Source organism: Acidithiobacillus ferrooxidans ATCC 23270, assembly GCF_000021485.1.
In the GTDB taxonomy this organism is placed as follows: Bacteria; Pseudomonadota; Gammaproteobacteria; order Acidithiobacillales; family Acidithiobacillaceae; genus Acidithiobacillus; species Acidithiobacillus ferrooxidans.
In genome coordinates, this window is the sequence record NC_011761.1 from 2,735,206 (window position 1) to 2,758,517 (window position 23,312).

Sequence of the window (23,312 nt, forward strand, 5' to 3'; positions counted from 1 at the left end):
TTCTGGAATATCTCTTTGTGGAGGAAGCTGTCATGCTGTTGATTCCGGCCATCGACCTCAAGGGCGGGAACTGTGTGCGTTTACGGCAAGGCCGGATGGAGGACGACACGGTATTCTCGGATGATCCGGTCGCCACGGCACAGCGCTGGGTAGAGGCGGGCGCCAAACGGCTGCACATCGTCGATCTCGACGGCGCTGTCCAAGGAGAACCGGTCAATGCGCACGCCATAGCCGCCATCTGTGCGGGTTTCCCTGACCTTGAAATTCAGGTCGGCGGTGGTATCCGCAGCGAAGAACAGATCGAAACCTATATCCAGGCCGGGGTTCGCTACGTGATCATCGGCACCCAGGCGGTCAAGGCCCCCGGTTTCGTCGCCGATGCCACCGTAAGTTTTCCTGGCCATATCATGGTGGGTATCGACGCCCGTGACGGCAAAGTGGCTACTGAAGGCTGGTCCAAGCTATCCCGTCACGACCCCATCGATCTCGCACAACGCTTCGCCGCCGACGGCATAGAAGCCATCATCTACACCGACATCAGCCGCGACGGCATGCTCAGCGGCCCCAATATTTCTGCGACGGTTGCGCTGGCTCAGGCGGTGCCCGTGCCGGTCATCGCCTCGGGCGGTATTGCCAATCTGGAACAGGTACTGGCGCTCAAGGCCCATGAGAGTGACGGTATCACCGGCGCCATTACCGGGCGCGCCATTTATGAAGGGACCCTGGACTTTTCTCAGGCCCGCGCCCAGGCCGAGGCCTGAGCAGGTGCTCGCCAGTCGCGTCATACCCTGCCTCGATATCGACCATGGGCGCGTGGTGAAAGGCGTTCAGTTCGTCGCCCTGCGCGATGCCGGTGATCCGGTGGAAGTCGCCAAACGCTACAACGACGAGGGTGCCGACGAAATCACCTTTCTGGACATCTCCGCCAGTTATGAAGAGCGCGGCACCCTGGCCGATATGGTGTCCGCCGTGGCGGCGCAGGTCTTTATCCCACTGACCGTAGGTGGTGGCGTGCGTTGCGTCGAAGATATCCGCACCCTGCTCCTCGCCGGTGCCGACAAGGTCAGCATCAACAGCGCCGCCGTGAATGACCCGGAACTGGTACGCGCCGCCGCCCGGCGTTTCGGCAACTCCTGCATCGTCGTCGCCATCGACGCCAAGCGGGTAGAGGATCACTGGGAGGTCTTCACCCATGGCGGCCGGCGCGGTACCGGTCTGGACGCGGTGGCCTGGGCGCAGCGTATGGCGGCATATGGTGCCGGCGAAATCTTGCTCACCAGCATGGACCGCGACGGAACGGGCATCGGTTTCGACCTCGCCCTCACCCGCGCCATCAGCGACGCCGTACCAGTACCCGTGATCGCCTCCGGTGGGGTGGGAGAGATCCGGCACTTTGTCGAAGGCATCCAGCAGGGGCGTGCTGATGCGGTGTTGGCCGCCAGCGTCTTCCACTTCGGCCAGTTTCGCATCTCCGAGGTCAAGGCACGGATGGCTGCCGCGGGGATTCCGGTGCGCACAACCCGCTAAAGCACGCAGTCCATCTGTCGGGTGCAACCTGGGTATTATTCGTATTATTTGAGTAGAAGGACATCAACGAGGGGTTTCTGACCATCATGAGCGAACCGGAAGCGCAGCACGCCGCCATACTCGCCGCCGTGCGCTGGAATGCAGACGGCCTGGTGCCTGCCATCGCCCAGGATGCCCGCAGCGGCAGGGTGCTCATGCTGGCCTGGATGAACGCCGACGCATTGCTGGCGACACTCCGTGACGGCCTTGGCACCTACTGGTCGCGCTCCCGGCAGGCACTCTGGCGTAAAGGCGAGACCTCCGGCCATATTCAACATCTGGTGGATCTGCGCCTGGACTGCGATGGCGATACACTCCTCCTGCGAGTCATTCAGGAAGGTCCTGCCTGCCATACCGGGGAGCAAACCTGCTTCTTCCTCGGCCAACCCGGCGAGCAGGGCTGGCAGCATCAGGCCCCGCCTCCTGGCAGCATCCTCGACAGCCTGCAGGTCACCCTGCACAATCGGCGAACGGCTGATCCCGGCCAATCCTATGTGGCGCAACTGCTCCACGGCGGTCAGGACCGGATCCTGAAAAAAGTCGGGGAGGAAGCTACCGAATTTGTCATCGCTTGCAAGAATCATGAGTCGAAGCATATCGTTGCAGAGGCGGCGGACCTCGTATTCCATTTGATGGTAGCCCTGGAGGAAAGGGATTTACACATTGATGACGTCCTCGGAGAACTGGCGCGACGTGAAGGAATGTCCGGCCTGGAAGAAAAAGCGGCAAGGCGTCTATAAGCTTGACGCAACCACTTTATTTTCTTATGGTCCAAAGTGAGTCGTAGCGCGTAACCCCTGCGGGGGAAGGAGAGCTGTCATGGGCGCTTTTAGTATCTGGCATTTGATCATCATTCTGCTCATCGTGGTTGCCCTGTTTGGTACCACGAAGCTGCGCAACGTGGGTTCCGACCTCGGTTCCGCCATCAAGAGCTTCCGGTCCGCCGTCAAGGAGGAGGAGGAAAAGAAGGAAAGCATCGGCCGCACTATTGATGCCGAGGTCCAGCCCAGCAAAGAACACGAAACCGTCAACCGCTGATCGCTTATGTTCGACTTCAGCTTTGGCGAACTCGCGCTGCTCGGAATCATCGCGCTGCTCGTGGTCGGGCCGGAGAAAATGCCCCAAATCGCGCGCACCGCGGGGAAGTGGTACGGCGCCATGCGGCGTACCATGACGAGTCTGCGCTCCGAGGTTGAGCAGCAGTTGTTGCTGGATGATCTGCGCCAGGAAGCCAACAAACTGCGTGACTATGCCCACGAGGAGTTGCTGCCTGCCGACATCACCGCTTCAGACACCCCGAAAACAACCGGTGAGAAGCCCGAAATGAAGGACGCTCACCAGCAGGGTGAACTCGATATCATGCCGGCAACGCAACACGCAGACCTGCCGGGACCGGAAGACCGCGTACATTGATTCCGATGCCCACCTGATGCTCCCACCGAGGTTCGTCATCATTATGGATGCGCACCACGGCTTGCGCATCCAGAGGCTTTGCCGCTTGCCACCCACCAGATTCGCGCGCCTCGACACTGCCCAAGGATATTTTTGAGCATGGACAAATTGGCGGAAAACACCTTTATCGGCCATTTGCTGGAGTTGCGCCGCCGCGTGTTATTTGCAGTGATCGCTATTTTTGTTGGCTTTCTGATCTCCTATCCTTTCTCCAAAACGATTTATAACATTCTCGCGGCCCCGCTTATTGATATATTACCAAAGGGCAGTCATTTAATTTATACCAGTTTACCCGAAGTATTTTTGACCTACGTGCAGCTTTCTTTGTTGTCCGGATTTATTCTGGCGCTACCTGTCGTGCTCTATCAATTCTGGGCCTTCATAGCGCCCGGCCTCTATGAGCATGAGCGCAAGGCCTTTTTTCCGCTGATCTTTGCCTCCATTTTTCTGTTCATCGGCGGCATGCTCTTTGCGTACTTTATCGTATTTCCCAATGCCTTCCGGTTTTTCGTGAGCTTTTCTGGCGGTGATATCACCGCCATGCCCAAAGTGGATAGTTACCTCTCGCTCATCGTCAAGTTCTCCCTGGCCTTCGGTCTGGCCTTCCAGATCCCCATTCTCATTATTGTACTGGTACGCGTCGGGGTGCTGCAGGTGGCCACACTGCAGCACGGTCGCCGCTATGCCTTCCTGATTTGCGCCATCGCCTCTGCATTGCTCAGTCCTCCCGACGTGTTATCCATGGTCATGCTCCTCATCCCCATGTATATGCTTTTTGAACTCGGATTATTTTTCGCCGCAAGATTGCCCGGGCCTCGGCCTGCGGAAGAAGACACCGGGGATAATGATATTGCTCCGTCATCCCACAGCATTGACGAGAAGGATAGTGATACATCACGAAGCTGAGCAAGCTGAAATGGATGCCAACCATACCATGACATAGCAGGCCTGTTTATTGGGTCAATCCGACTCGTCCTTGCGGAGCCCACGCCCCGCCGCCGTACGACGGCGGCAAGCACCGCCAACCACCGAACATCAGACGCGTAGTCACAAACCACCATCACATCAGTGATACGTTATTGAAAAAATAATAACTACTTATTAGCGCTTATGATTCACCCGCACTATAGTTCGATCATCGCTGCAGACGCAGCGATTGCGCCGGGGGCACCGGCGTCGGGCAACTGCATGGAGGTGGCATATGGCCGTCAAGACCTATAACGCGGGTGTGAAGGATTACCGGAACACCTATTGGGAACCGGATTACAGCGTCAAGGATACCGATATCCTTGCCGTGTTCAAGATTACTCCCCAGGCGGGCGTGGATCGTGAGGAGGCCGCTGCTGCGGTTGCCGCCGAATCCTCTACCGGCACCTGGACCACGGTGTGGACGGACCTTCTCACCGACCTTGACTACTACAAGGGGCGCGCATACAGGATTGAAGACGTTCCGGGCGATGATACCTGTTTCTATGCGTTCATTGCCTACCCCATCGATCTCTTCGAAGAAGGTTCCGTGGTCAACGTCTTCACCTCGCTGGTTGGTAACGTCTTCGGCTTCAAGGCGGTACGTGCCCTGCGCCTGGAAGACGTCCGTTTCCCCATCGCCTACGTCAAGACCTGCGGTGGGCCACCCCACGGGATTCAGGTCGAACGCGACATCATGAACAAGTATGGTCGCCCATTGCTGGGCTGCACCATCAAACCCAAGCTGGGTTTGTCGGCCAAGAACTATGGTCGCGCCTGCTATGAAGGTCTGCGTGGTGGACTCGACTTCACTAAAGATGACGAAAACGTCAATAGCCAGCCTTTCATGCGCTGGAGGCAGCGTTTCGACTTCGTCATGGAGGCCATCCAGAAGGCCGAGGCCGAGACCGGAGAGCGTAAGGGGCACTACCTGAACGTTACCGCCCCGACTCCGGAGGAAATGTACAAGCGTGCGGAGTACGCCAAGGAAATCGGCGCACCCATCATCATGCACGATTACATCACCGGCGGCTTCTGCGCCAACACGGGTCTGGCCAACTGGTGCCGCGACAACGGCATGCTCCTGCACATTCACCGCGCCATGCATGCGGTGCTGGACCGCAACCCTCACCACGGCATCCACTTCCGTGTGCTGACCAAGATTCTCCGTCTGTCCGGCGGCGATCACCTGCACTCGGGTACCGTGGTCGGCAAGCTCGAAGGCGACCGTGAGGCGACCCTGGGCTGGATCGACATCATGCGTGATAGATTCATCAAGGAAGATCGCAGCCGAGGCATCTTCTTCGACCAGGACTGGGGCTCCATGCCGGGTGTGATGCCGGTCGCTTCCGGTGGTATCCACGTTTGGCACATGCCGGCGCTGGTCACCATCTTTGGTGATGACTCGGTGTTGCAGTTCGGTGGCGGCACCCTCGGTCATCCCTGGGGCAATGCCGCAGGTGCTGCGGCCAACCGCGTCGCGCTGGAAGCCTGTGTGGAAGCCCGCAACCGCGGTGTGGCCATCGAGAAGGAAGGCAAGGCTGTTCTCACTGAGGCGGCCAAGCACTCCCCCGAACTCAAGATTGCCATGGAAACGTGGAAAGAGATCAAGTTCGAATTCGATACGGTCGACAAGCTGGACGTTGCCCATAAATAAGCACGTTTATCACCTGCCCAGGAGTCCTTTATGAGTGAAGTACAGGATTACAAATCCCGTCTCTCCGACCCGGCGAGCCGGAAGTTCGAGACACTGTCTTACCTGCCCGCCCTGACCGCGGAGCAGATCCGTCAACAGGTTGCGTATATTGTTTCCAAGGGCTGGAATCCGGCGGTAGAACATACCGAACCGGAAAACGCCTTCGGCAACTACTGGTATATGTGGAAGTTGCCCATGTTCGGCGAAACGGACGTGGACACCATTCTGAAAGAAGCGGAAGCCTGCCATAAGGCGAATCCCCATAACCACGTCCGTATCGTCGGCTATGATAACTTCAAGCAGTCCCAGGGTACTTCCCTGGTAGTCTATCGGGGCAAGACCGTATAAGTCCCGTGCCGTACCGCCCAGCCTTTTTGCGCTGAGCCGGTGCGGCGCTTGTCGAGAGCATTTCTGATGTTGTGCAGGGCCGTTTTCGCCCGAAATGTTCCCGTCAAGTGCCGTGTTTCCCTGTCCAGGAACGTTTTCCCGAGGAGCAGCATTCCATGAACGACCAGTTGACTGAATACCGCATCAAGAAAGCACCTTACTACCGTGCCACCGGCGATGAAACAGAACTTTACGAAGCCGCTTACAGCGTGCGCATGCCGATGATGCTCAAAGGTCCCACCGGCTGTGGCAAGACCCGCTTCGTAGAGTATATGGCCTACAAACTGGGCAAACCGTTGATTACGGTAGCATGCAATGAAGACATGACGGCCTCTGACCTGGTCGGACGTTTCCTGCTCGACCCCCAGGGCACCCGCTGGCAGGATGGCCCATTGACCCTGGCCGCGCGTCTGGGCGCCATCTGCTATCTGGATGAGGTGGTGGAAGCCCGTCAGGATACCACGGTGGTTATCCATCCGCTGACCGACAACCGCCGGGTACTGCCCCTGGAGAAGAAGGGCGAACTGGTGCAAGCCCATCCCGATTTCCAGTTGGTGATTTCTTACAACCCAGGCTATCAGAGCCTCATGAAGGATCTGAAGCAGTCCACCAAGCAGCGTTTCGGGGCCCTGGATTTCAACTACCCCGATCACGAAATCGAGGCAGAAATTGTCTCTCACGAAACCGGGGTCAACAAGGAAGTCGCCGACAAGCTGGTGTCCATCGCCGAGCGCGCCCGTAATCTGAAGGGCCATGGTCTGGATGAAGGCATTTCCACCCGTATGCTGGTCTACGCAGGTTCCTTGATCAACAAGGGTGTTGAGGCGAAGGCCGCCTGCCGGGTGACCCTGGTACGTCCGATCACCGATGATCCCGATATGCGTGACGCTCTGGACGCCGCAGTCACCACGTACTTCTGAGTTCTCCCGTTCGCCTTGCCGTACAGAGGATCTAACGATCACGGAGGACGTATGAAACATCTCGAAGATTACGCAGAACTGCTGCAGGCTTTTGGCGAGGGAAGCCAGGCCATCCTGCAGAGCAAATGGCAGGAGGCCACCCGGGTCTTCAGTCCGTCAGGCCTGGATCAGTACCTGGACGGTGCCATGGGGTTGCGATCTCTGGGCAAGGGCGATGGCTTGGTGAGCAGTTATCTGGATGCCGCCCCCCACATCGCCCGGGAAGTGGGAGAGGATGCCGTCTGGGAACTGGTGGGTGCCGTCATGAAAATGGCGTCCAAAACCAGCGGTGCGGTACTGGAGGCGGTGGTGTCCACCAGTCCGACAGCCGCCAACCGCCTGGCCGATCCGGAGCTCTTCAAAAGCTATCTCGGCATGCTGGACCGCCTGCTCGCGCAAGTGCCCCGCGCGCTGCGGCCCATGCTGGAAAATATCGACCAGCTTTTCGGCTATTTGACGCTGGGCGGCTTGCGCCGCTGGGCACTCTGGGGCGCACACGCCCATCGTACGGACTTCGAAGCGCAAATAGCCTACTTTTCCCTGAAAAGTCCGGAAGCCCTGGCCATGCTGCAACAGGAGCGCAAGGGCACGTTATTTGTGGATATTCAGCGACGCCTGCGGATGTATCTGCGTGCGCTCTGGGGGCGGGATTTTTTCCTGCGCCCCACCAGCGGTGACTTTGAAGATCGCGAAGGGTATCGGCCTTATATCGAAGGGATTTTCATCCACCTTCCCGATGCCTACGACGACTGGGAAGATATCGATGGGATGACCCGCTATCGCGCCGTGGCGGTCCACGCCGCAGCCCACGTCGCCTATATGCGGAAGGCGATTTCCGCCGAAGCCCTCACACCGGAGCAAATGGCCGTGATCGGTCTGTTTGAAGATGCCCGGGTGGAAGCCTTGGCGATGCGGGCCTTTCCCGGCATCCGCGCCATCTGGCTGCCTTTTCATACGGCGGTGGCGGGGCCAGTGGCCAGCATGGGACATCTGTTCTCCCGTCTGGCACGGGCCATCATCGATCCCGACTATGTGGATGACAATGCCTGGGTACAGGAAGGCCGAAGGGTATTCATGGAGGCCGAAGCCCGCTGGGACGATCCGCAACTTTCCTGGGATTTGGGGGTACACCTTGCGGACCGTCTTCGAAATCAGAGAGTCAGTTACCACGCTCGCACCGACATTCCCGACATCCTCTACCGCGACGACAACCGTTACATCTGGGAGTTTGAGGAAATCGACTGGGAGCATGAAACGACCATCCTGCCCGGTGCCCAGGTGCGCAAGTACGTAAACGTCATGGAAATGGTCAATGAGGTGGATACCGAGCTGGCCGGGGATGATGCGCAGGAAGTCTGGGTACTGCAATCAGAGTTGTTCCCCTATGAAGATATGGGACTGAGCTATAACCAGATGGAAGGCAAAGAGCCAGTCTCCGATCCCTTTCATTACCCGGAATGGGATTACCAGATTCAGGCCAGTCGTCCGCTCTGGGCGACGGTGCTGGAGCGTCGCCCCCGTCTGGGCGACGCCAGGGTGGTGCGGGAAGTGCTTGAGAAATACAAGCCGGTCTCCAGCCGCCTCAGATACCTGATAGAAGCCTTGCAGCCTCAGGGTGTGCAACGGTTGCGCAAGCAGGAGGACGGCGACGAAATCGATGTGGAGGCGGCGGTGCGTGCGCTGGTGGATATCCGAATGGGTCTGGCGCCGGATACCCGTATCCACATGCGTAGCTTGCGCAAGGTGCGCGACCTGGGTGTGCTGGTATTGATGGATTTGTCCGAGTCGACCAACGACAAGGTTCGCGGTTCGGAAGACAGCATTCTGCAACTCACCCGCGACGCCACCTCCCTGCTGGCCGATGCCATGAACCGGATTGGTGATCCTTTTGCGATTCACGGTTTCCATTCCGATGGTCGTCATGATGTGGCCTATTATCGCTTCAAGGATTTTGACGAGGCCTACAGCGAGGAGGCCATGGGGCGCATTGCCGGCATGACGGGCAAATTCTCGACGCGCATGGGTGCGGCACTAAGACACGCCGGGCATCATCTGCGCCACCAGCGGCAAAGCAGAAAACTGCTCCTGGTGATTACCGATGGTGAACCGGCGGACATCGACGTGCGGGATCCTCAGTATTTGCGCCACGATGCCAGGCGGGCCGTGGAAGACCTGGGAAGAGATGGCGTGATCACCTATTGCCTCAGCCTGGATCCTCATGCCGATGAATACGTATCGCGGATTTTCGGGGCGCGGAACTATCAGGTAATCGACCATGTCGAGCGCCTGCCGGAGCGCCTGCCTATATTATACGCTGGGCTGACCCGATAAGCTGCCTACCCTATATACAACGGCGATCATGGCCCTGGCGCGGGGCATCCGGCATTGACGTACCCTCACGGCACAAATAACATCCCTACTCAAGAAATCATCGGCCTCAAACCGGATGGCCTCTCCGCAGGGGTTGCCTTTTTCTGCCATCCCCATTGCCATAATCCATAGAGGAAATCATGACAAAAACCGACGGTGAAAGAGTCCAGATATCCGCCAAGCGCAGTGTCCATTTCAAGGCGGCCGGAGGCCTCCAAAGAAAAATTCCTCAGCCTCAATGAAGGGATATTCTTCATGGCACCCCTCCCGCAGGGCGGCAACGCAGGCCACCCTGCGGAACAGTATCGGGCGCTTGCAGCGGATCACCGATTTCAGCGTGCTTCTTTCCGGCGCCAATGAAGTCATCGCCTATACGGAAAACGAAACGGATCTGCTGCGATCCCTCTGCGAATTGGCCGTCCGGCACACCCATCTGCGGCTGGCGTGGATTGGCCGGCCCGATAGTGATGGCATCTTCCAAAACCTCGCCGCCGCCGGGGCGGTGCGCTACCTGGAAGGTATCCGCATATCCACATCCGCGGAACTTCCCGAGGGACAAGGCTCCGCAGGCCAGTCCTGGCGCGATCAAAAACCGGTTTACAATGCCTCGCTCCCCAAAAATGTCCGCATGAACCTCTGGGCGCAACGCGCCAAAGCCTTTGGGTTCGGGGCAAGCGCATCGCTGCCGATTTATCGGGGCAACACGCTGTGGGCCATCTTGATGGTCTATCACGGCAAGAAAAACGTCTTCGATGCCGACTTCCGGAGAATAATGACGGATCTGGCCAAAAACGTCAGTTACGGCCTGGATCGTTTGGACATCCGGCGAAAGGAGCGGGAATCAAACGCTTTCAACGAAGTGCTGCTGAACGACCAGGCATCCGGCATCAGCGTCGTGCGTTTTCCGGAACAGATTGTCGAGCGAGTCAACACGCGGATGCTGACAATCCTCGGCGCGTCTTCCGCGGATGAGCTGATCGGACATCCCGTATGGGGGATCATTCACCATGAGGAAGTCGGTGAGCAGGTTGGCCAGTTTGCCCTGGAGGTTCTCAGCGAAGGCTACGCAACACGCAGGGATGTGCCCTATCGCCGCCTGGATGGACAAATGGTTTTCACGGATATTTCAGGCCAGCGCCTGGACGGATCGGATGGTGTGCAACGTATCCTCTGGACTCATGTGGATGTGACGGAGCGCCATCGGCTCATGGATGAACTCACGCAGTTGTCGCTTTCCGACCCACTCACCGGCCTGCCCAATCGCCGCGCTCTGGATACAGAACTGGGCAAGGCCATGGCCCGCGCTGATCGTCATGAACACCTTTTGAGCGTCGTCATGATCGATCTCGACGGCTTCAAACCAGTCAACGACACCTGTGGCCACGAAGCCGGGGATATGGTGTTGCGGACCATCGGCCAGCGTTTACGGAAAGGATTGCGCGGCACGGACTTCGTGGCCCGCCTGGGTGGCGATGAGTTCGTTCTGCTCCTGGAGAACTGCACCGCCCTGGAGGAGATCGAAGTGGTCATGAGGAAGATCGGGGAAATGATCCGGCAACCCATCGAACTCCCCGACAAGAGCAGGGCGGAGATCGATCTCAGCGCCGGCATATGCCTCTATCCTTTCGGCGATTCCCACAATCCCGATGCGCTGCTCCGCTATGCCGATCAAGCACTTTACGAGAGCAAAAACCACAAGGCGGATCGCGTGCATTACTGGACCCTCTTCGGAGATTCGGTACCAGTGCGGCAGAACGTCATCCAGACACGGTTGCGGGAAGGTGGATTGCTGGTCCATTACCAGCCCATACTCGACAATCGCTCCCACAAGATCGTGGGTGTGGAGGCTTTGGCGCGGCTGCGGGACAAGGATGGGCAGATACTCTATCCGGCGGAGTTTCTGCCTTTGATCACTGTCGAGGACACCACCTATCTCAGCAGGATGGTGCTTACCCAGGCGCTGGCGGATCTGGCCGAGCTGGATACCTTGGGATGCTCGCTCTGGGTGTCCGTGAACGTAGCCCCGGAGTCCTTCGATGACCACTTCGTTCCATGCATGGCAGGCGTTATCGGAGCCAGCGATATCGCACCTTCCCGGATCACGCTGGAGATCCTGGAGAGCAGCAACTTCCTGGAGCATAACGCCGCGTTGTCCGTTCTTCACGGCGTCAAAGAACTGGGCGTTCGCCTCGCTCTGGATGATGTGGGCAGTGCGTATTCCTCACTGCTCCGCCTCAAGGACTTGCCCATTGATGAAATCAAGCTGGATCAGGGATTTATCCGCTCCCTGGAGGATCGGCCCCAGGATTTGTATTTTCTTGCTTCCATTCGGGATTTGGCCATCGGCCTGGGAGTGGATCTGGTGGTGGAAGGGGTCGAAACAGATGACATTGCGGATGCAGTCTCGGTCATGGACATTAAATTACTGCAAGGCTATGGTGTCGCCAGACCCATGCCCATGGCGCAGTTACGGGAATTTCTAGCCCAACGTCCGTCCTATCATCGACAGCATCCGACCAGCTTGTTCGGACTTTATGCCAAACAGATCTGCGACCAGGGAACCTTGAAAAAAATGATCCTCAGCAATCCGAGCCTGATCAATAGCGATGAATTGGCGGATGCCGCCCGTTGCGACATGCATCACCATATGCAGCGCCTGGGTCTCGCTGAAGACTCTCCCTTATTTGGGCTTCATTGGGAGGTCCATGGTGCCATCGCATCGTTGTTAAAGGCTCCGGTCGCGGAAGGCTGGGAGCAAGTTCGGCAGGTGCAAAAGGCATTTGAGGATGGCTTGCTGGAAGCTTTCCAGAAAGCAAAGACCTGTCGATCACCAGGCAGTGGTCTATCTTCCGTCCCGGTTTAGCAAACCGGTGCCATGACGGCGTGATACACACATGGCCGACGGACCCGATGTCCGCCCGCAATTTCGCCTCTCGTGCAGAGACTTCCCCAAAATATCGCAACACCCATGGGGCGCCAGCCCCCTCAACCGCGAAAAATTACCCGCCCTGCCACCAGGGTGTAGCGCACCTGCCCGCGCAACTCCCATTGCCCATACGGAAGATTCCGGCCCCGGCTCCACCCCTGCGTTGGCTCCACCACGAAACGGGGCTCCGGGTCGAAAATACAGAGGTCGGCGGCGGCACCGACCGCCAGGGATGGCGGAGTCAAACCAAGCGCCTGGGCCGGGCCGATACTGAGCAGGCGCAGGATTGTCATCAAGTTCACCACTCCTTCATCTACCAGTCGCAGCGCCAGGGGCAGGAGCCATTCCACCGCAGCGATGCCGAATGGCGCCTGGATAAAGGTCTTGCCTTCGCGGTCCACCCCCCAGGGGCAGTGATCACTACTGATGGCGGTTATCGCGCCCGCAGCCAGGGCGCGGCGCAAGGCATCACGATCTGCGGCAGTGCGCAGAGGCGGCAGGATCTTGGCATGCAGGTTGAAAAATCCGACGTCCTGTTCGGTGAGCAGCAGGTGGTGGATACTCACCCCGCAGGTCACCGGCTCGCCCCGTTGCCGGGCGGCAGCCACTTCGGCAACCGCCGCAGCAGTACTGAGATGCGGAAAATGGATGGGGCAGCCACTGAGCGCCGCAATGGCGATATCACGCTGGACGCCGATCTGCTCCGCCGCCGCCGGGCGCCCAATCAGGCCCAGGCGAATACTCAGGCGGCCTTCGTGCATCACGCCATGAGCCGCCAGTTCCGGTTCTTCGCCATGGAGCAGAACGGGCTGGCCCAAATCCGCCGCGTAACTCAGCGCCAGCCGCAACAAAGCCGCACTGGCTACAGACTTCTTCGCCTGGCTGAAGACGATGGCGCCCGATTCCACCAGGCCCGCCATTTCCGTCAGCGCCACACCCTGAAGCTGGGTAGTAAGGGCGCCAGCCAGATGTACCCTGGCCAACGCCAGGCGCTCAGCTACCGCACGCTGCTCCTGCAAAACGGCAGGCGTATCAGCGACAGGCAGGGTATCCGGGCGCAGTAGAACCTGCGTCACGCCTCCCGCCACCGCCGCACGCAATTCGCTGGCCAGGTCGCCATCCCGACCATGACCAGGCGTGTGTCCCTGAAAAGAAGTCTCGACAAATCCGGGGCAGGCGATCAGGCCCGTACCGTCCAACGCTTCTTCGGCCTGAAAGTCCGCGGGCAGCGGCCCCCGCGCGACAATTCGGCCGTCGGCGATGGCCAGATCGGTAACCGCATCAAAGCCGTCGCCCGGGTCCATGACCCGAATATTGCGGATGATTCTGTGCATAGTGCTCACGCTCCGCCCGCCGCGCCGGCGAGGATGGCGAGCACCGCCATCCGCACCGCCAGACCATGGGCAACCTGTTGGAGAATCACTGCCTGGGCCCCGTCGGCCACTTCCGAGGCAATTTCCACCCCCCGGTTCATGGGGCCCGGATGCAGCACCAGCGCGCCGGGTTCCGCCCACTGCAAGCGCTCCGGCGTCAGCCCGAACCGGCGGTGAAACTCATCCAGACTGGGAAGCCGGTGCGACTCCATGCGCTCCCGTTGCAGGCGCAGGGCGCAAATCACATCCACTCCGCGCAAACCGGCCTGCAGATCATGGTAGACATGCACCCCCAGCGCCGAAAGTTCTTCGGGTACCAGAGTGCGCGGGCCGATGACGCGAATTTCCGGGCAGCCGAGGACGGACAGGGCATGTATCTGCGAACGCGCCACCCGCGAATGGAACACATCCCCGACAATGGCCACCACCCGGTCCTCGATCGGACCTCCCAGACGGCGGATCGTGAACACGTCCAGCAAAGCCTGTGTCGGATGCGCATGCTGACCGTCACCGGCATTCACCACCAGCGCCGAATCACCGAGATGACGAGCCACTAGATGGGCCGCGCCCGCCTCCGGGTGGCGGATGACGAAGCCATCCACCTGCATGGCCATGAGATTATCAATCGTATCGGTGAGGGACTCGCCCTTGCTGGCGCTGCTGGTGCTGACTGCGATATTCAGCACATCCGCCGAGAGGCGCTTGGCAGCCAGCTCAAAAGTGCTGCGGGTCCGGGTGCTGTTCTCAAAAAAAAGGTTGGCGATGGTGCGACCGCGCAGGGTGGGGGTCTTTTTGACGCTACGGTTCGCAATACTGAGGAAGGATTCCGCCGTATCGAGAATCTGCAGCAATTCCCGCTCCCGGAGCCCTTCGGTACTGAGCAGATGCCGCAAGCGGCCCTGCGCATCGTATTGCAGGTTGCCCTCGCCAAAACGCAGGGTAGCACTCATGGCTGCGGCTCCCGCTGCTCCAGTTCCAGACGCAGCGGATCGGGACCGCGCAACTTGATGTGTTCACCCGCGGTCGCGATCAGACGCAGCGCCGCCACATCGGCCGCTACCGGCAACTCGTGCCCGCCACGGTCCACCAGCACTGCCAGAAGGATGCGGGCCGGACGCCCGTAATCGAAGATTTCATTCATGGCGGCGCGCACGGTGCGGCCGGTGTAGAGGACATCGTCCACCAGAATGATATCGCGGCCATCCACATCAAAGGGGATATCCGAGGCGCGCACCTGCGGGTGCAGGCCGATCTGGCTGAAGTCGTCGCGATAAAAAGAGATATCCACCTGCCCCAGGGGCTGCCGCAAACCGAGTGCGGCGTGCAGGGTGCGTGCCAGCCAGACGCCGCCGGTAAAAATACCGATCATCGCCGCCTGCTCCGGATCGATGAGGGGGCGCAGATCACGCGCCATAACCTCCAACAGCGCGCTCACATCCCAGTCGATCGTCATGCGTCGCCTCCGGCATTATGAAAGGTCCACAAAATTTCGCAGGCTGCGGCCTGATCCAGCAGGCGACCGCGCTTCTTGTGGGAAAGCTCGCGCTCCTTCAGGACCAGATCCGCGGCATGGCTGCTCAGCCGTTCATCCACCCAATGGATGGGCAAGGGGAAACGGCGCTGCAAACTTTCCGCAAATTTGCGCACCCGGCCAACCATGAACCCCTCACTGCCATCCATGTGCAGGGGCAGGCCCAGGACCAGGGCGCGGGGCTGCCATTCTTTGAGAATGCGGGCGAAGCCATCCCAGTCGGGGCCACACTCGCCATTGCGCAGGGTGGCAACCCCTTGCGGCGCCAGGCCCGACTCCCCCAGAACCGCAATCCCGATCCGGCGCTCCCCGAAGTCTATCCCGAGCAGAGGCCCGCTGCGCTCAGGCATGACCTGCCGCACCGCTGAGCAGGCGCATATCCACCCCCAGCAAGCGCGCTGCGGCCTGCCAGCGCTCACTGGCGGGCAGGTCGAAAATCACCGCCATATCCAAGGGGCCGTGCAACCATGCGTTATCCTGCAGCTCCGCTTCCAGTTGCTGCGCGCCCCAGCCGGCATAACCCAGGGCCAGGAGGTAACGCTGCGGCTCTTCGTGCTGGGCGATGGCCTGCAGAATATCCGGTGAACTGGTCAGCGCCAGATCGTCGTTGACCTCCAGACTGGAAAGCCATTCGCCCCGCGGCGAATGCAGAATAAATCCATGCTGCGGCTGGATCGGCCCGCCCCAGTATACCGGGCGATGGATCATTTCTTCAGAGGGCTGGATGTCCACCGCACGCAGGGCATCGGACATATTGATGTCCACCAGCCGGTTGATAACCACGCCCATGGCGCCTTCGGCATTGTGTTCGCAGACCACGATCACCGTACGGTCGAAAACGCCGTCGTGCAGCGCGGGCATGGCAATGAGCAGATGATTTTTGAGAGAAGAAAAGGTCATAAGTCCTATGATACGTCTTTCCTACCAAAAACGGCAGGTACCGTGATCACCGGCACGAACGGGGCCGCATCATCGCCCCCGCTCCAGACGCTGCCAGAGCAGATCCGCCGCATCGACCCCAAAAAATCGCCTGATCTCCCGCGCCCCGGTGGGGCTGGTGACATTGATCTCCGTCACATACCCGCCGATCACGTCCAGGCCGACAAAAAGCAGGCCCGCAGCGCGCAAGGCCGGGCCTATCGCCGCACAGATGTCCCGATCGCGGTCATTGATCTCCGCCGCTACCCCCGTTGCACCTGCCACCAGATTACCGCGAAAATCCGCGGCCGAAGGCACCCGCAGCAGGGCACCTGGCACCGGGACACCATCCACCAGGAGAATCCGTTTATCGCCCTCGCGAATCGCGGGCAGGTAGCGCTGCGCCATCACATGATGCTGGCCCCAGCCCGTCACCGTCTCCAGAATACTGCCGACATTGCGGTCCTGCAGGTGCAGATAGAACACCCCTTCGCCACCACGCGCCGAGAGCGGTTTGACGACGATTTCGCCGTGTTCGGCGAGAAAGGCCCGCAAATCCCCGAGATCCCGGCTGACCAGCAAGGGCGGCAGAAATTCCGGGAAATGCAGGGCATAGAGCTTTTCATTGGCATTGCGCAGACTGACCGGATCGTTGACCACCCAGGTGCCGGCGTGCTCCAGCAGATAGCAGGCGGTGAGATATTCCAGACCCACAGGAGGGTCCTTACGCATGAGGACCACATCCATCTCGTCGAGGGGGCGCTCTTCTGTCTCACCCAGCGTAAAATAATCTTCCACATCATCACGTACGATGATGGTACGGAGTCGTCCCCAGGAACGCCCATCCCGAAAAAACAGGTCCGGCAGGCCAAACACCCGGCATTGATGCCCACGCGCCTGCGCCGCCAGCAGCATGGCGAACGTCGTATCTTTGGCCGGTTTGATCCCGGTAATGGGATCCATAAGAATAGCGGCCTTGAGCGCACTCATTGGCCTGTCTCCAGTGTACCTTGCCGCCGCCAGTCTGCCATTTCCCGGGCCGCCGCCACCAGAGTGAGGCGCGCGATGACGCCATAGGCATAGTAACGATTGGCCGGCGCATCCGGTGGCGACTTCCGGCAAGGGAGCACGCAGGTCTGGCCAAAGGCCATTGGCTCAAAATGCGCACCCGGAGCGTTGAGATTCTCATCCCGTCCACGCTCCGTATGCACCCGGTAAAACCCTCCCAGCACCTGCTGACCGATCATATAGACCACCGGCTCTGCGACTGCCTCCTGCGCGGTCTGTTCGAAGGTATATACACCCTCTTGAATAAAGACGTCACTGACCGGCAACCCCTCTTTACTCTTCGCCATCCGGGTGCGTTCCTTACGGTTGAGGTCAAGGAATTCCTCACCCGAATAGGCGGTCATAATACCCATACCGTAAGTACCCGCATCCGCCTTGACGATCACAAAAGGACGCTGATGAATACCATAGTGGGCATAACGCTCGCGGGTGATCTCCAGTACGGCATCCACGTTCGCAACCAGGCACTCGCGGCCTTCGGAGCGCATGAAGTCAATGCCCTGACAACGCCGAAAAACGGGGTCAATCAGCCAGGGATCGATGCCAATCACCTCCGCCAGCTCCTGTGCCACCGCACGGTAATGGGTGAAGTGCTGGGATTTACGCCGGTTACGCCAACCTGCCGCGAGGGGGGGCAGAATAGGTTGCTCCAGGCCTGCCAATATTTCCGGCACACCACCAGATAAATCATTGTTCAGTAAGATCAGTTGTGCATCAAAACCCCTCGTCGACAGCCGCCCGTCGTCGCGACACAGTGGTTCCAGCAGCAACTGGCCACCTGAAGGCAGATCATAGACCGTACGGTCTTCCAGAATCAGGGAGCCCACTCGCACGTCCAATCCGGCGAGTTCCAACAACTCACGCAATCGTGCCACGCTCTCCAGATAAAAAAGGTTACGCGTGTGGTTTTCAGGAATCAGCAGTACCCGCTCCAGACCTGGATGGTACTGGTTCAGATAATGCTGAATAGCCGAAACATAGAGCGCCGAAAACTCCGGATTGAGGTTATTAAAGCCCGCCGAAAACAGATTGGTGTCCACGGGCGCCAACTTGAAACCGGCATTGCGCAAGTCCACAGAGGCATAGAAAGGCGGTGGCGTCCGTTGCCATTGTCCCCGAAACCAGCGCTCAATCGTGGATTGCTCGACGATCAGGTGGCGCTCGATATCCAGCAGAGCCTCCACCCGATCCGTGGCCAGGAAAGGAATATCCCGTATCACTTCCGTCATGCGTCTTTCCTAAGTACGTTGGGCCACAGGCACATAGCGTCGATCCTGTTCCCCTGTATACACCTGCGTAGGCCGGAAGATCCGGTTATCCGCCAGTTGCTCCCGCCAGTGAGCCAGCCAGCCCGCAGAACGAGCCATAGCAAAAATAGGCGTAAAAAGGTCCGCTTTGATGCCCATCTCGTGATACAGCACGCCCGAATAGAAATCCACATTGGCGTGAATCCCCTTGGGACCGAGCCGCTCCGTAGCCTGGCGTTCCACTTCGATGGCAATTTCAAAGAGGCTGCTATGCCGCAGATTTCCATGACTGGCCATATCCTCCATCATCCCCTTGAGAATCACTGCACGCGGATCGCGGGTTTTGTAGATGCGATGCCCGAAACCCCAGATCTTCTCCTTGTTGGCCATCTTCCTGTCGAGATAGGCACCCACCTGCTGGACGGAGCTGATTTCTTCCAGCATTTCCACCACCTTCTGATTGGCACCACCATGCAACGGGCCGGCCAGGGTTCCGATCGCCCCCCCGATGACATGGTAAGGATTGGTCAGGGTGGATCCGGTCACCAGTACCGAGAAGGTACTGGCATTGATGGTGTGCTCGGCATGCAGAATCAGGCAGGAGTCGAGGATTTTGGTATGGGCCGGATCAGGTTCGCGACCCGACAGCATATAGAGAAAGTTGGCCGCATGGCTGAGATCCGGGCGAGGTGAAATAGGATCATTGCCGAAACGCATCTGCTCCCACATCGCGACAATGGTGGGCATGCGCGCGATAATCCGCATCGCCATGGCGTCCAAATGGAGCGTATTTCCGCGTTCGGCATCGGAAAGCTCCTGCTGCGGGTAGAACATGCCCAGACTGGCCACGGCACAGTGCAGCATATCCATGGGGTGTCCGGTCACGGGCATGAACTTCATGATTTCCCGGACATTATATTTGACTTGGCGGTGCGCACGCAGACCGTGGTCGAACCGTTCCAGATCTGCGGCGCCGGGCAGGACACCATCCAGCAGCAAGAGCGCCACCTCCTCGAAACTGCTGTGCGCCGCAAGATCCGCAATGGCAAAACCACGGTAACTCAGCAGGCCGGCAGCGCCATCGATGTTGGAAATGCTGGACTGGGTTGCAGCCACACCCTCCAGACCTGGCGCAAAGTTCGGTTCCGCCATACAGAACTCCTTTAATCATTCTGGTGTTTGACTGCCCGGACCTTCGGCGGTCGCCGCCAGTCGGGGCACTGCTCACGGGCAGCGTCCTGCACGAAGGCGTCCGGACGACAAGCCGCCGGATCATCATAACCTGCCCGTAAAATAAAAGGGAGGCCGTCAGCCTCCCCTTGGGGCACTTCCACCAACCGGCGATCAGGCCGAAAAGGAAGATCCGCAACCGCAGGTGGTCGTGGCGTTGGGGTTTTTGATGACGAATTGCGCGCCTTCCAACCCCTCGCTGTAGTCAATCTCCGCTCCGACCAGGTACTGATAACTCATGGGATCAATCAGCAGACTCACACCCAATTGGTGCACTTCCGTATCGCCTTCGTTCATATTCTCATCGAAAGTGAAGCCATACTGAAAACCGGAACAACCGCCCCCCGTCACAAAGACGCGCAGCTTCAGATCGTCAGAACCTTCCTCTTCAATGAGCGACGCGATTTTGTCCGCTGCATTTTGTGTCAAGGTCATGACCGGGGGAATGGAATCCAGATCCGTCATCGTTTCCGTTGCTGTGCTCATCATTCATCGCTCCATGCGCCGCAGCGCTTCATCCAGTGGATACCCGAGTATTTTGCTCGCTTTTGCGCGCAGGCGTCAAGCCATGACAGCACCCAGCTTGAGACGCGCCCCGTGCTGGAATGGCGAGCCCGATCAGCTCGCCGCCCGGGCACTGCGCCGCAGGCGGGATAACAGGCGTCGCGCCATTTCGCCGAAGAGTTCGGTCTGAGTCGGATGGGGATGAATGGCGCCAGCCACCTGCTCCAGGGTCAAACCGGCGCTGACCATCATCACGGCCTCGCCCACCAGGGTATCGGCATGATCGGCGAGGAAATGCACACCGACGATACGGTGGCTGATCTTGTCGGCGACGATCTTGATCAGTCCGTCGGTCTCGCCGGTCATCATGGCCTTGGCATCGATGCTCAGGGGCACCTTGACCTCGACCGCGTCGATCCCTTCCGCCCTGGCCTGCTCCAGGGAAAGGCCGACAAACGCGCACTGGGGCCGGGTGAAGGTCACCCCGCAGTCTTTAGCCGCTTCATAACGAGCGCTGTGGCCAAGCAAACTGGCGGCCGCCACCCGTCCCTGCTGACCGGCGGTGTGGGCCAGCATGTAGCCGCCGATGACATCACCGACCGCATAGATATGGGGCACATTGGTGCGCCCGGAGGCATCGACGGCGATGACGGCGCGATCTCCCAAAGCCACACCGGCCGCGGCCAGATTCAGCCCACTGGTATCCGGGCGCTTACCCGTCGCCACCAGCAGCAGATCACAGGCATAATTCGCCGCCTCGTCGCCTGACTGGTAACGCACCTCCAACTGGCCGGGTTGCCCCGCGACCTCCGTCACCTTGACTCCGGTCAGCACCTGCAAACGCAGGCTGTTATGGGCGATGGCCTTCATCAACTGTTCGGCGACTTCCTTTTCCATCTCGGCCACCGGCCGTGGCAGGGCTTCCAGTACCCGCACTTCGGCGCCGAAGTCGTGGAACATCTGCGCCATTTCCATACCGATGGCGCCGGCGCCGATGACGCAGAGGCGCGCGGGCGGCTGTTTCAGGTTCCAGACCGTATCGGAAGTCACCGCCGCACCACTCTTCAACGCGTCCTGAATGCCGGGAATCGGCGGCACAAAGGCGGGTGCGCCCGTAGCAATGACACAGGCTCCGAAGGTCAGGGTCCGCGCATCCTTGCCGCTGATCTCGACGCTGTGGTCACCGGTGAAACGGGCATAGCCTTCCAGCACCTGAATTTTCACACCCTGATCGGTTTTCAGGGCCATTTCTCCGCGGGTCTGGAGAATACCGCGCCGATGCTGTTCCAGTTGTGCCCAATCCAGCCTGGGAGTGCCCAGGGTAATGCCCATCGCCGCGTCGTGCTCGCGGTCGCGGATGCGATCCGCAGCAGCGCGCCAAGCCTTGGAGGGAATGCAGCCCCGCCACAGACATTCGCCGCCCGGCAGGGGCGCATCGTTGACCATGGCCACCCTGATACCGTTCTCTGCGAGCTCGCGGGCGCAGTCTTCGCCGCCGGGGCCTGCGCCGATGACCAGCACTTGCACGTCGTAATCCCCTTCGGGAATCACCGGGCCGCCGCTACCCAGCCAGTTCTCGGGATGCTCAATGGCCTGTTTCAGGTCATTGAGGAACAGCGCCGCCTCGGCGCCATTGACCACCCGGTGGTCTGCCGTGATGGTGATGGGCATGCCTTCGGGTCCATTCCCGGCGATCGCAATGATGGCCGCCGTCCCCGGGGTGACGATGGCATCGAACTGGGCAATGCCGTACATCCCCATGTTCGAGATGGTAAAGGTAGGGTTGGTATATTCAGGTGGACTGAGACGACGTTTGCGCGCCTTCTCCAGCAATGAGGTCCACTCCGTCTGCAACTGCTCCGGCGTCTTGCCTTCGACACCGCGCAGGACAGGCACAATCAGACCACCGTCTTCCGTAGTCGCGGCAATGCCGATGTCATGCTGACTGCGTTCGACAATCTTATCCACAGGCTGATAAGCGGCATTCACCAGAGGGTGTCGGTGCAACGCCTGCGAAGCGGCCTTGGCGATCGCCACCGTGACGGAAAGCTTGTGTGCCTTGGCGGCGCGGATCAGCGCCTCGGGCCTGACCTGCACGGTGACATGAAAAACCGGAATACTCAGGGAAGCGGCCATCGCCTGGCTGATCGCTCTTTCGATGGCCGTCATGGCGCGGCCGTTACCGGGCACCGCGGGCTCGGCAGTACCGCTCGACGCGACCGGGGCTGCACGGCCACCAGCAGCGCCGAGAACATCTGCGGCGACGATCACGCCCGCTGGCCCCGTACCGCGCAGCCCGTTGATATCCACACCTCGCTGGCCCGCCAACTGCCGGGCAAAGGGGCTGGCGGCCCCTTGCTGCGGACGCGGCGCCGGATCTGCGCCCGGTACTGGGCCAGACATGGCGGCAGCAGGCAAGGGAGTCGCTACCGGCGCCGATGTCGCATCGGGCTGGCGCAGCCCTCCGTCATGGACAGCGTTTTCGTGGCTTACCTGCTCCGGTGACTCCACTAGCCAGGCGATGGCCTCTCCTACGGGCACCACCGCATCCACGGCCACCAAAGGACCCGACAGGTATCCCTCACGGAACACTTCCACGTCCATGATGGCCTTGTCCGTTTCCACCGTCGCCACCACATCCCCGCGCTGTATCCTGTCCCCCGGTGCCTTTTCCCAGGATACCAGCACACCTTCGGTCATGGTGTCGGAGAGCTGCGGCATCTTCACCGCATAGCCCTCAGGGGCGGGTGGCGTAGCGGATGCCGGCCCCGTCGGCACGACCGCAGGCGCTGCAGGAACAGGCGCTGCCACCGTTTCCACCGCGCTATCGGTGATATAGCCGATAGTCCCGCCCACCGGAATGACACTGTTGGCCTCGGCCAGGGGCCCCGCCAGGTAACCGGAACGAAACACCTCGACATCCATGATGGCCTTGTCCGTTTCCACCGTCGCCACCACGTCGCCACGCTCTACCCGCGCGCCCGCAGGCTTCTCCCAGGATACAAGGACACCTTCCGTCATGGTGTCGGAAAGTTGCGGCATTTTGATGACGTAAGGTTCAGCCATATTTCACCATTGTTGAGTCAAACCGAGGTTAAGGAGGGGACGGATTGCCGGAA

22 protein-coding genes are annotated in these 23,312 nt (G+C 59.8%); 11 read left to right on the top strand and 11 right to left on the bottom strand.

The genetic code is table 11. From position 1 onward, the window contains the following. The first annotated feature begins 32 nt into the window (after positions 1-32). From hisA to AFE_RS14010, 10 genes are all read left to right on the top strand, one after another. Positions 33-761 carry a 1-(5-phosphoribosyl)-5-[(5-phosphoribosylamino)methylideneamino]imidazole-4-carboxamide isomerase gene (gene hisA / locus AFE_RS13965; RefSeq protein WP_012537567.1) on the top strand — a complete coding sequence of 243 codons (729 nt, stop codon included), beginning with the start codon at positions 33-35 and terminating at the stop codon, positions 759-761. Beyond that, the gene (hisF, locus tag AFE_RS13970; protein WP_201763901.1) at positions 712-1,527 is read left to right on the top strand and encodes an imidazole glycerol phosphate synthase subunit HisF; all 816 of its coding nucleotides are present in this window, start codon (positions 712-714) and stop codon (positions 1,525-1,527) included. Before hisA ends, hisF begins: the two co-directional genes overlap by 50 nt. Positions 1,528-1,613: 86 nt before the next feature. After that, positions 1,614-2,306, top strand: a complete 693-nt coding sequence (gene hisIE, locus AFE_RS13975; protein WP_012537569.1) for a bifunctional phosphoribosyl-AMP cyclohydrolase/phosphoribosyl-ATP diphosphatase HisIE — start codon at positions 1,614-1,616, stop codon at positions 2,304-2,306. Between the two features lie 79 nt (positions 2,307-2,385). Then, entirely contained in the window at positions 2,386-2,604 is a 219-nt protein-coding gene (gene tatA / locus AFE_RS13980) for a Sec-independent protein translocase subunit TatA (RefSeq protein ID WP_009566921.1), read from the top strand. Positions 2,605-2,610: 6 nt separating this feature from the next. Continuing rightward, on the top strand, positions 2,611-2,979 hold the full coding sequence (tatB, locus tag AFE_RS13985; RefSeq protein ID WP_009566923.1) for a Sec-independent protein translocase protein TatB: 369 nt from the start codon (positions 2,611-2,613) through the stop codon (positions 2,977-2,979). A gap of 138 nt (positions 2,980-3,117) precedes the next feature. Beyond that, positions 3,118-3,924 carry a twin-arginine translocase subunit TatC gene (gene tatC / locus AFE_RS13990; RefSeq protein ID WP_009566924.1) on the top strand — a complete coding sequence of 269 codons (807 nt, stop codon included), beginning with the start codon at positions 3,118-3,120 and terminating at the stop codon, positions 3,922-3,924. 295 nt (positions 3,925-4,219) lie between these two features. After that, positions 4,220-5,641: a form I ribulose bisphosphate carboxylase large subunit gene (locus tag AFE_RS13995; RefSeq protein WP_009566926.1), complete on the top strand. Its 1,422-nt coding sequence runs from the start codon at positions 4,220-4,222 to the stop codon at positions 5,639-5,641. Positions 5,642-5,671: 30 nt separating this feature from the next. Then, positions 5,672-6,028: a ribulose bisphosphate carboxylase small subunit gene (locus AFE_RS14000; protein ID WP_009566929.1), complete on the top strand. Its 357-nt coding sequence runs from the start codon at positions 5,672-5,674 to the stop codon at positions 6,026-6,028. 155 nt (positions 6,029-6,183) lie between these two features. Continuing rightward, positions 6,184-6,987, top strand: coding sequence for a CbbQ/NirQ/NorQ/GpvN family protein (locus tag AFE_RS14005; RefSeq protein WP_009566930.1), 804 nt, complete (start codon positions 6,184-6,186; stop codon positions 6,985-6,987). A 51-nt stretch (positions 6,988-7,038) separates the two neighbouring features. Continuing rightward, positions 7,039-9,357: a nitric oxide reductase activation protein NorD gene (locus AFE_RS14010; RefSeq protein WP_009566932.1), complete on the top strand. Its 2,319-nt coding sequence runs from the start codon at positions 7,039-7,041 to the stop codon at positions 9,355-9,357. Positions 9,358-9,446: 89 nt separating this feature from the next. Here the strand turns inward: AFE_RS14010 and AFE_RS16280 are convergent, their stop codons facing one another. Beyond that, positions 9,447-9,653, bottom strand: a complete 207-nt coding sequence (locus AFE_RS16280; protein ID WP_146235848.1) for a hypothetical protein — start codon at positions 9,651-9,653, stop codon at positions 9,447-9,449. On the opposite strand from AFE_RS16280, the gene AFE_RS14015 reads away from it, so the two are divergent. Beyond that, positions 9,635-12,259, top strand: a complete 2,625-nt coding sequence (locus AFE_RS14015; protein WP_012537570.1) for a bifunctional diguanylate cyclase/phosphodiesterase — start codon at positions 9,635-9,637, stop codon at positions 12,257-12,259. The two genes, AFE_RS16280 and AFE_RS14015, sit on opposite strands and share 19 nt — an antisense overlap. 122 nt (positions 12,260-12,381) lie before the next feature. Here the strand turns inward: AFE_RS14015 and AFE_RS14020 are convergent, their stop codons facing one another. The 10 genes from AFE_RS14020 to AFE_RS14065 all read right to left on the bottom strand — a co-directional run bounded on the left by AFE_RS14020 (position 12,382) and on the right by AFE_RS14065 (position 23,259). Then, positions 12,382-13,656, bottom strand: coding sequence for a dihydroorotase (locus AFE_RS14020; RefSeq protein WP_012537571.1), 1,275 nt, complete (start codon positions 13,654-13,656; stop codon positions 12,382-12,384). Positions 13,657-13,661: 5 nt separating this feature from the next. Beyond that, positions 13,662-14,645, bottom strand: a complete 984-nt coding sequence (locus AFE_RS14025) for an aspartate carbamoyltransferase catalytic subunit (RefSeq protein ID WP_012537572.1) — start codon at positions 14,643-14,645, stop codon at positions 13,662-13,664. After that, entirely contained in the window at positions 14,642-15,148 is a 507-nt protein-coding gene (gene pyrR / locus AFE_RS14030; protein ID WP_009566940.1) for a bifunctional pyr operon transcriptional regulator/uracil phosphoribosyltransferase PyrR, read from the bottom strand. Before pyrR ends, AFE_RS14025 begins: the two co-directional genes overlap by 4 nt. Then, entirely contained in the window at positions 15,145-15,576 is a 432-nt protein-coding gene (ruvX, locus tag AFE_RS14035) for a Holliday junction resolvase RuvX (protein WP_012537573.1), read from the bottom strand. The genes pyrR and ruvX overlap by 4 nt, the downstream gene beginning before the upstream one ends. Further along, positions 15,569-16,126 (bottom strand): YqgE/AlgH family protein, encoded by a 558-nt coding sequence (locus tag AFE_RS14040; protein ID WP_012537574.1) that lies wholly within the window; start codon positions 16,124-16,126, stop codon positions 15,569-15,571. Before AFE_RS14040 ends, ruvX begins: the two co-directional genes overlap by 8 nt. A 69-nt stretch (positions 16,127-16,195) precedes the next feature. After that, positions 16,196-17,134, bottom strand: coding sequence for a glutathione synthase (gshB, locus tag AFE_RS14045; protein ID WP_012537575.1), 939 nt, complete (start codon positions 17,132-17,134; stop codon positions 16,196-16,198). Next, the gene (gene gshA, locus AFE_RS14050) at positions 17,131-18,441 is read right to left on the bottom strand and encodes a glutamate--cysteine ligase (protein WP_009561612.1); all 1,311 of its coding nucleotides are present in this window, start codon (positions 18,439-18,441) and stop codon (positions 17,131-17,133) included. Before gshA ends, gshB begins: the two co-directional genes overlap by 4 nt. Before the next feature lie 9 nt (positions 18,442-18,450). Further along, positions 18,451-19,611: a citrate synthase gene (locus AFE_RS14055; protein WP_012537576.1), complete on the bottom strand. Its 1,161-nt coding sequence runs from the start codon at positions 19,609-19,611 to the stop codon at positions 18,451-18,453. Positions 19,612-19,803: 192 nt separating this feature from the next. Continuing rightward, positions 19,804-20,178: an iron-sulfur cluster insertion protein ErpA gene (gene erpA, locus AFE_RS14060; protein WP_012537577.1), complete on the bottom strand. Its 375-nt coding sequence runs from the start codon at positions 20,176-20,178 to the stop codon at positions 19,804-19,806. A gap of 129 nt (positions 20,179-20,307) precedes the next feature. Continuing rightward, positions 20,308-23,259: an FAD-dependent oxidoreductase gene (locus tag AFE_RS14065; RefSeq protein WP_012537578.1), complete on the bottom strand. Its 2,952-nt coding sequence runs from the start codon at positions 23,257-23,259 to the stop codon at positions 20,308-20,310. Positions 23,260-23,312 lie beyond the last annotated feature (53 nt).

Excerpts from the sequence above, each read along its gene's own strand:
- hisA (WP_012537567.1), top strand. The coding sequence starts at position 33 with ATGCTGTTGATTCCGGCCATCGACCTCAAGGGCGGGAACTGTGTGCGT.
- hisF (WP_201763901.1), top strand. The coding sequence starts at position 712 with ATGAAGGGACCCTGGACTTTTCTCAGGCCCGCGCCCAGGCCGAGGCCT.
- hisIE (WP_012537569.1), top strand. The coding sequence starts at position 1,614 with ATGAGCGAACCGGAAGCGCAGCACGCCGCCATACTCGCCGCCGTGCGC.
- tatA (WP_009566921.1), top strand. The coding sequence starts at position 2,386 with ATGGGCGCTTTTAGTATCTGGCATTTGATCATCATTCTGCTCATCGTG.
- tatB (WP_009566923.1), top strand. The coding sequence starts at position 2,611 with ATGTTCGACTTCAGCTTTGGCGAACTCGCGCTGCTCGGAATCATCGCG.
- tatC (WP_009566924.1), top strand. The coding sequence starts at position 3,118 with ATGGACAAATTGGCGGAAAACACCTTTATCGGCCATTTGCTGGAGTTG.
- AFE_RS13995 (WP_009566926.1), top strand. The coding sequence starts at position 4,220 with ATGGCCGTCAAGACCTATAACGCGGGTGTGAAGGATTACCGGAACACC.
- AFE_RS14000 (WP_009566929.1), top strand. The coding sequence starts at position 5,672 with ATGAGTGAAGTACAGGATTACAAATCCCGTCTCTCCGACCCGGCGAGC.
- AFE_RS14005 (WP_009566930.1), top strand. The coding sequence starts at position 6,184 with ATGAACGACCAGTTGACTGAATACCGCATCAAGAAAGCACCTTACTAC.
- AFE_RS14010 (WP_009566932.1), top strand. The coding sequence starts at position 7,039 with ATGAAACATCTCGAAGATTACGCAGAACTGCTGCAGGCTTTTGGCGAG.
- AFE_RS14015 (WP_012537570.1), top strand. The coding sequence starts at position 9,635 with ATGAAGGGATATTCTTCATGGCACCCCTCCCGCAGGGCGGCAACGCAG.
- AFE_RS16280 (WP_146235848.1), bottom strand. The coding sequence starts at position 9,653 with ATGAAGAATATCCCTTCATTGAGGCTGAGGAATTTTTCTTTGGAGGCC.
- AFE_RS14020 (WP_012537571.1), bottom strand. The coding sequence starts at position 13,656 with ATGCACAGAATCATCCGCAATATTCGGGTCATGGACCCGGGCGACGGC.
- AFE_RS14025 (WP_012537572.1), bottom strand. The coding sequence starts at position 14,645 with ATGAGTGCTACCCTGCGTTTTGGCGAGGGCAACCTGCAATACGATGCG.
- pyrR (WP_009566940.1), bottom strand. The coding sequence starts at position 15,148 with ATGACGATCGACTGGGATGTGAGCGCGCTGTTGGAGGTTATGGCGCGT.
- ruvX (WP_012537573.1), bottom strand. The coding sequence starts at position 15,576 with ATGCCTGAGCGCAGCGGGCCTCTGCTCGGGATAGACTTCGGGGAGCGC.
- AFE_RS14040 (WP_012537574.1), bottom strand. The coding sequence starts at position 16,126 with ATGACCTTTTCTTCTCTCAAAAATCATCTGCTCATTGCCATGCCCGCG.
- gshB (WP_012537575.1), bottom strand. The coding sequence starts at position 17,134 with ATGAGTGCGCTCAAGGCCGCTATTCTTATGGATCCCATTACCGGGATC.
- gshA (WP_009561612.1), bottom strand. The coding sequence starts at position 18,441 with ATGACGGAAGTGATACGGGATATTCCTTTCCTGGCCACGGATCGGGTG.
- AFE_RS14055 (WP_012537576.1), bottom strand. The coding sequence starts at position 19,611 with ATGGCGGAACCGAACTTTGCGCCAGGTCTGGAGGGTGTGGCTGCAACC.
- erpA (WP_012537577.1), bottom strand. The coding sequence starts at position 20,178 with ATGATGAGCACAGCAACGGAAACGATGACGGATCTGGATTCCATTCCC.
- AFE_RS14065 (WP_012537578.1), bottom strand. The coding sequence starts at position 23,259 with ATGGCTGAACCTTACGTCATCAAAATGCCGCAACTTTCCGACACCATG.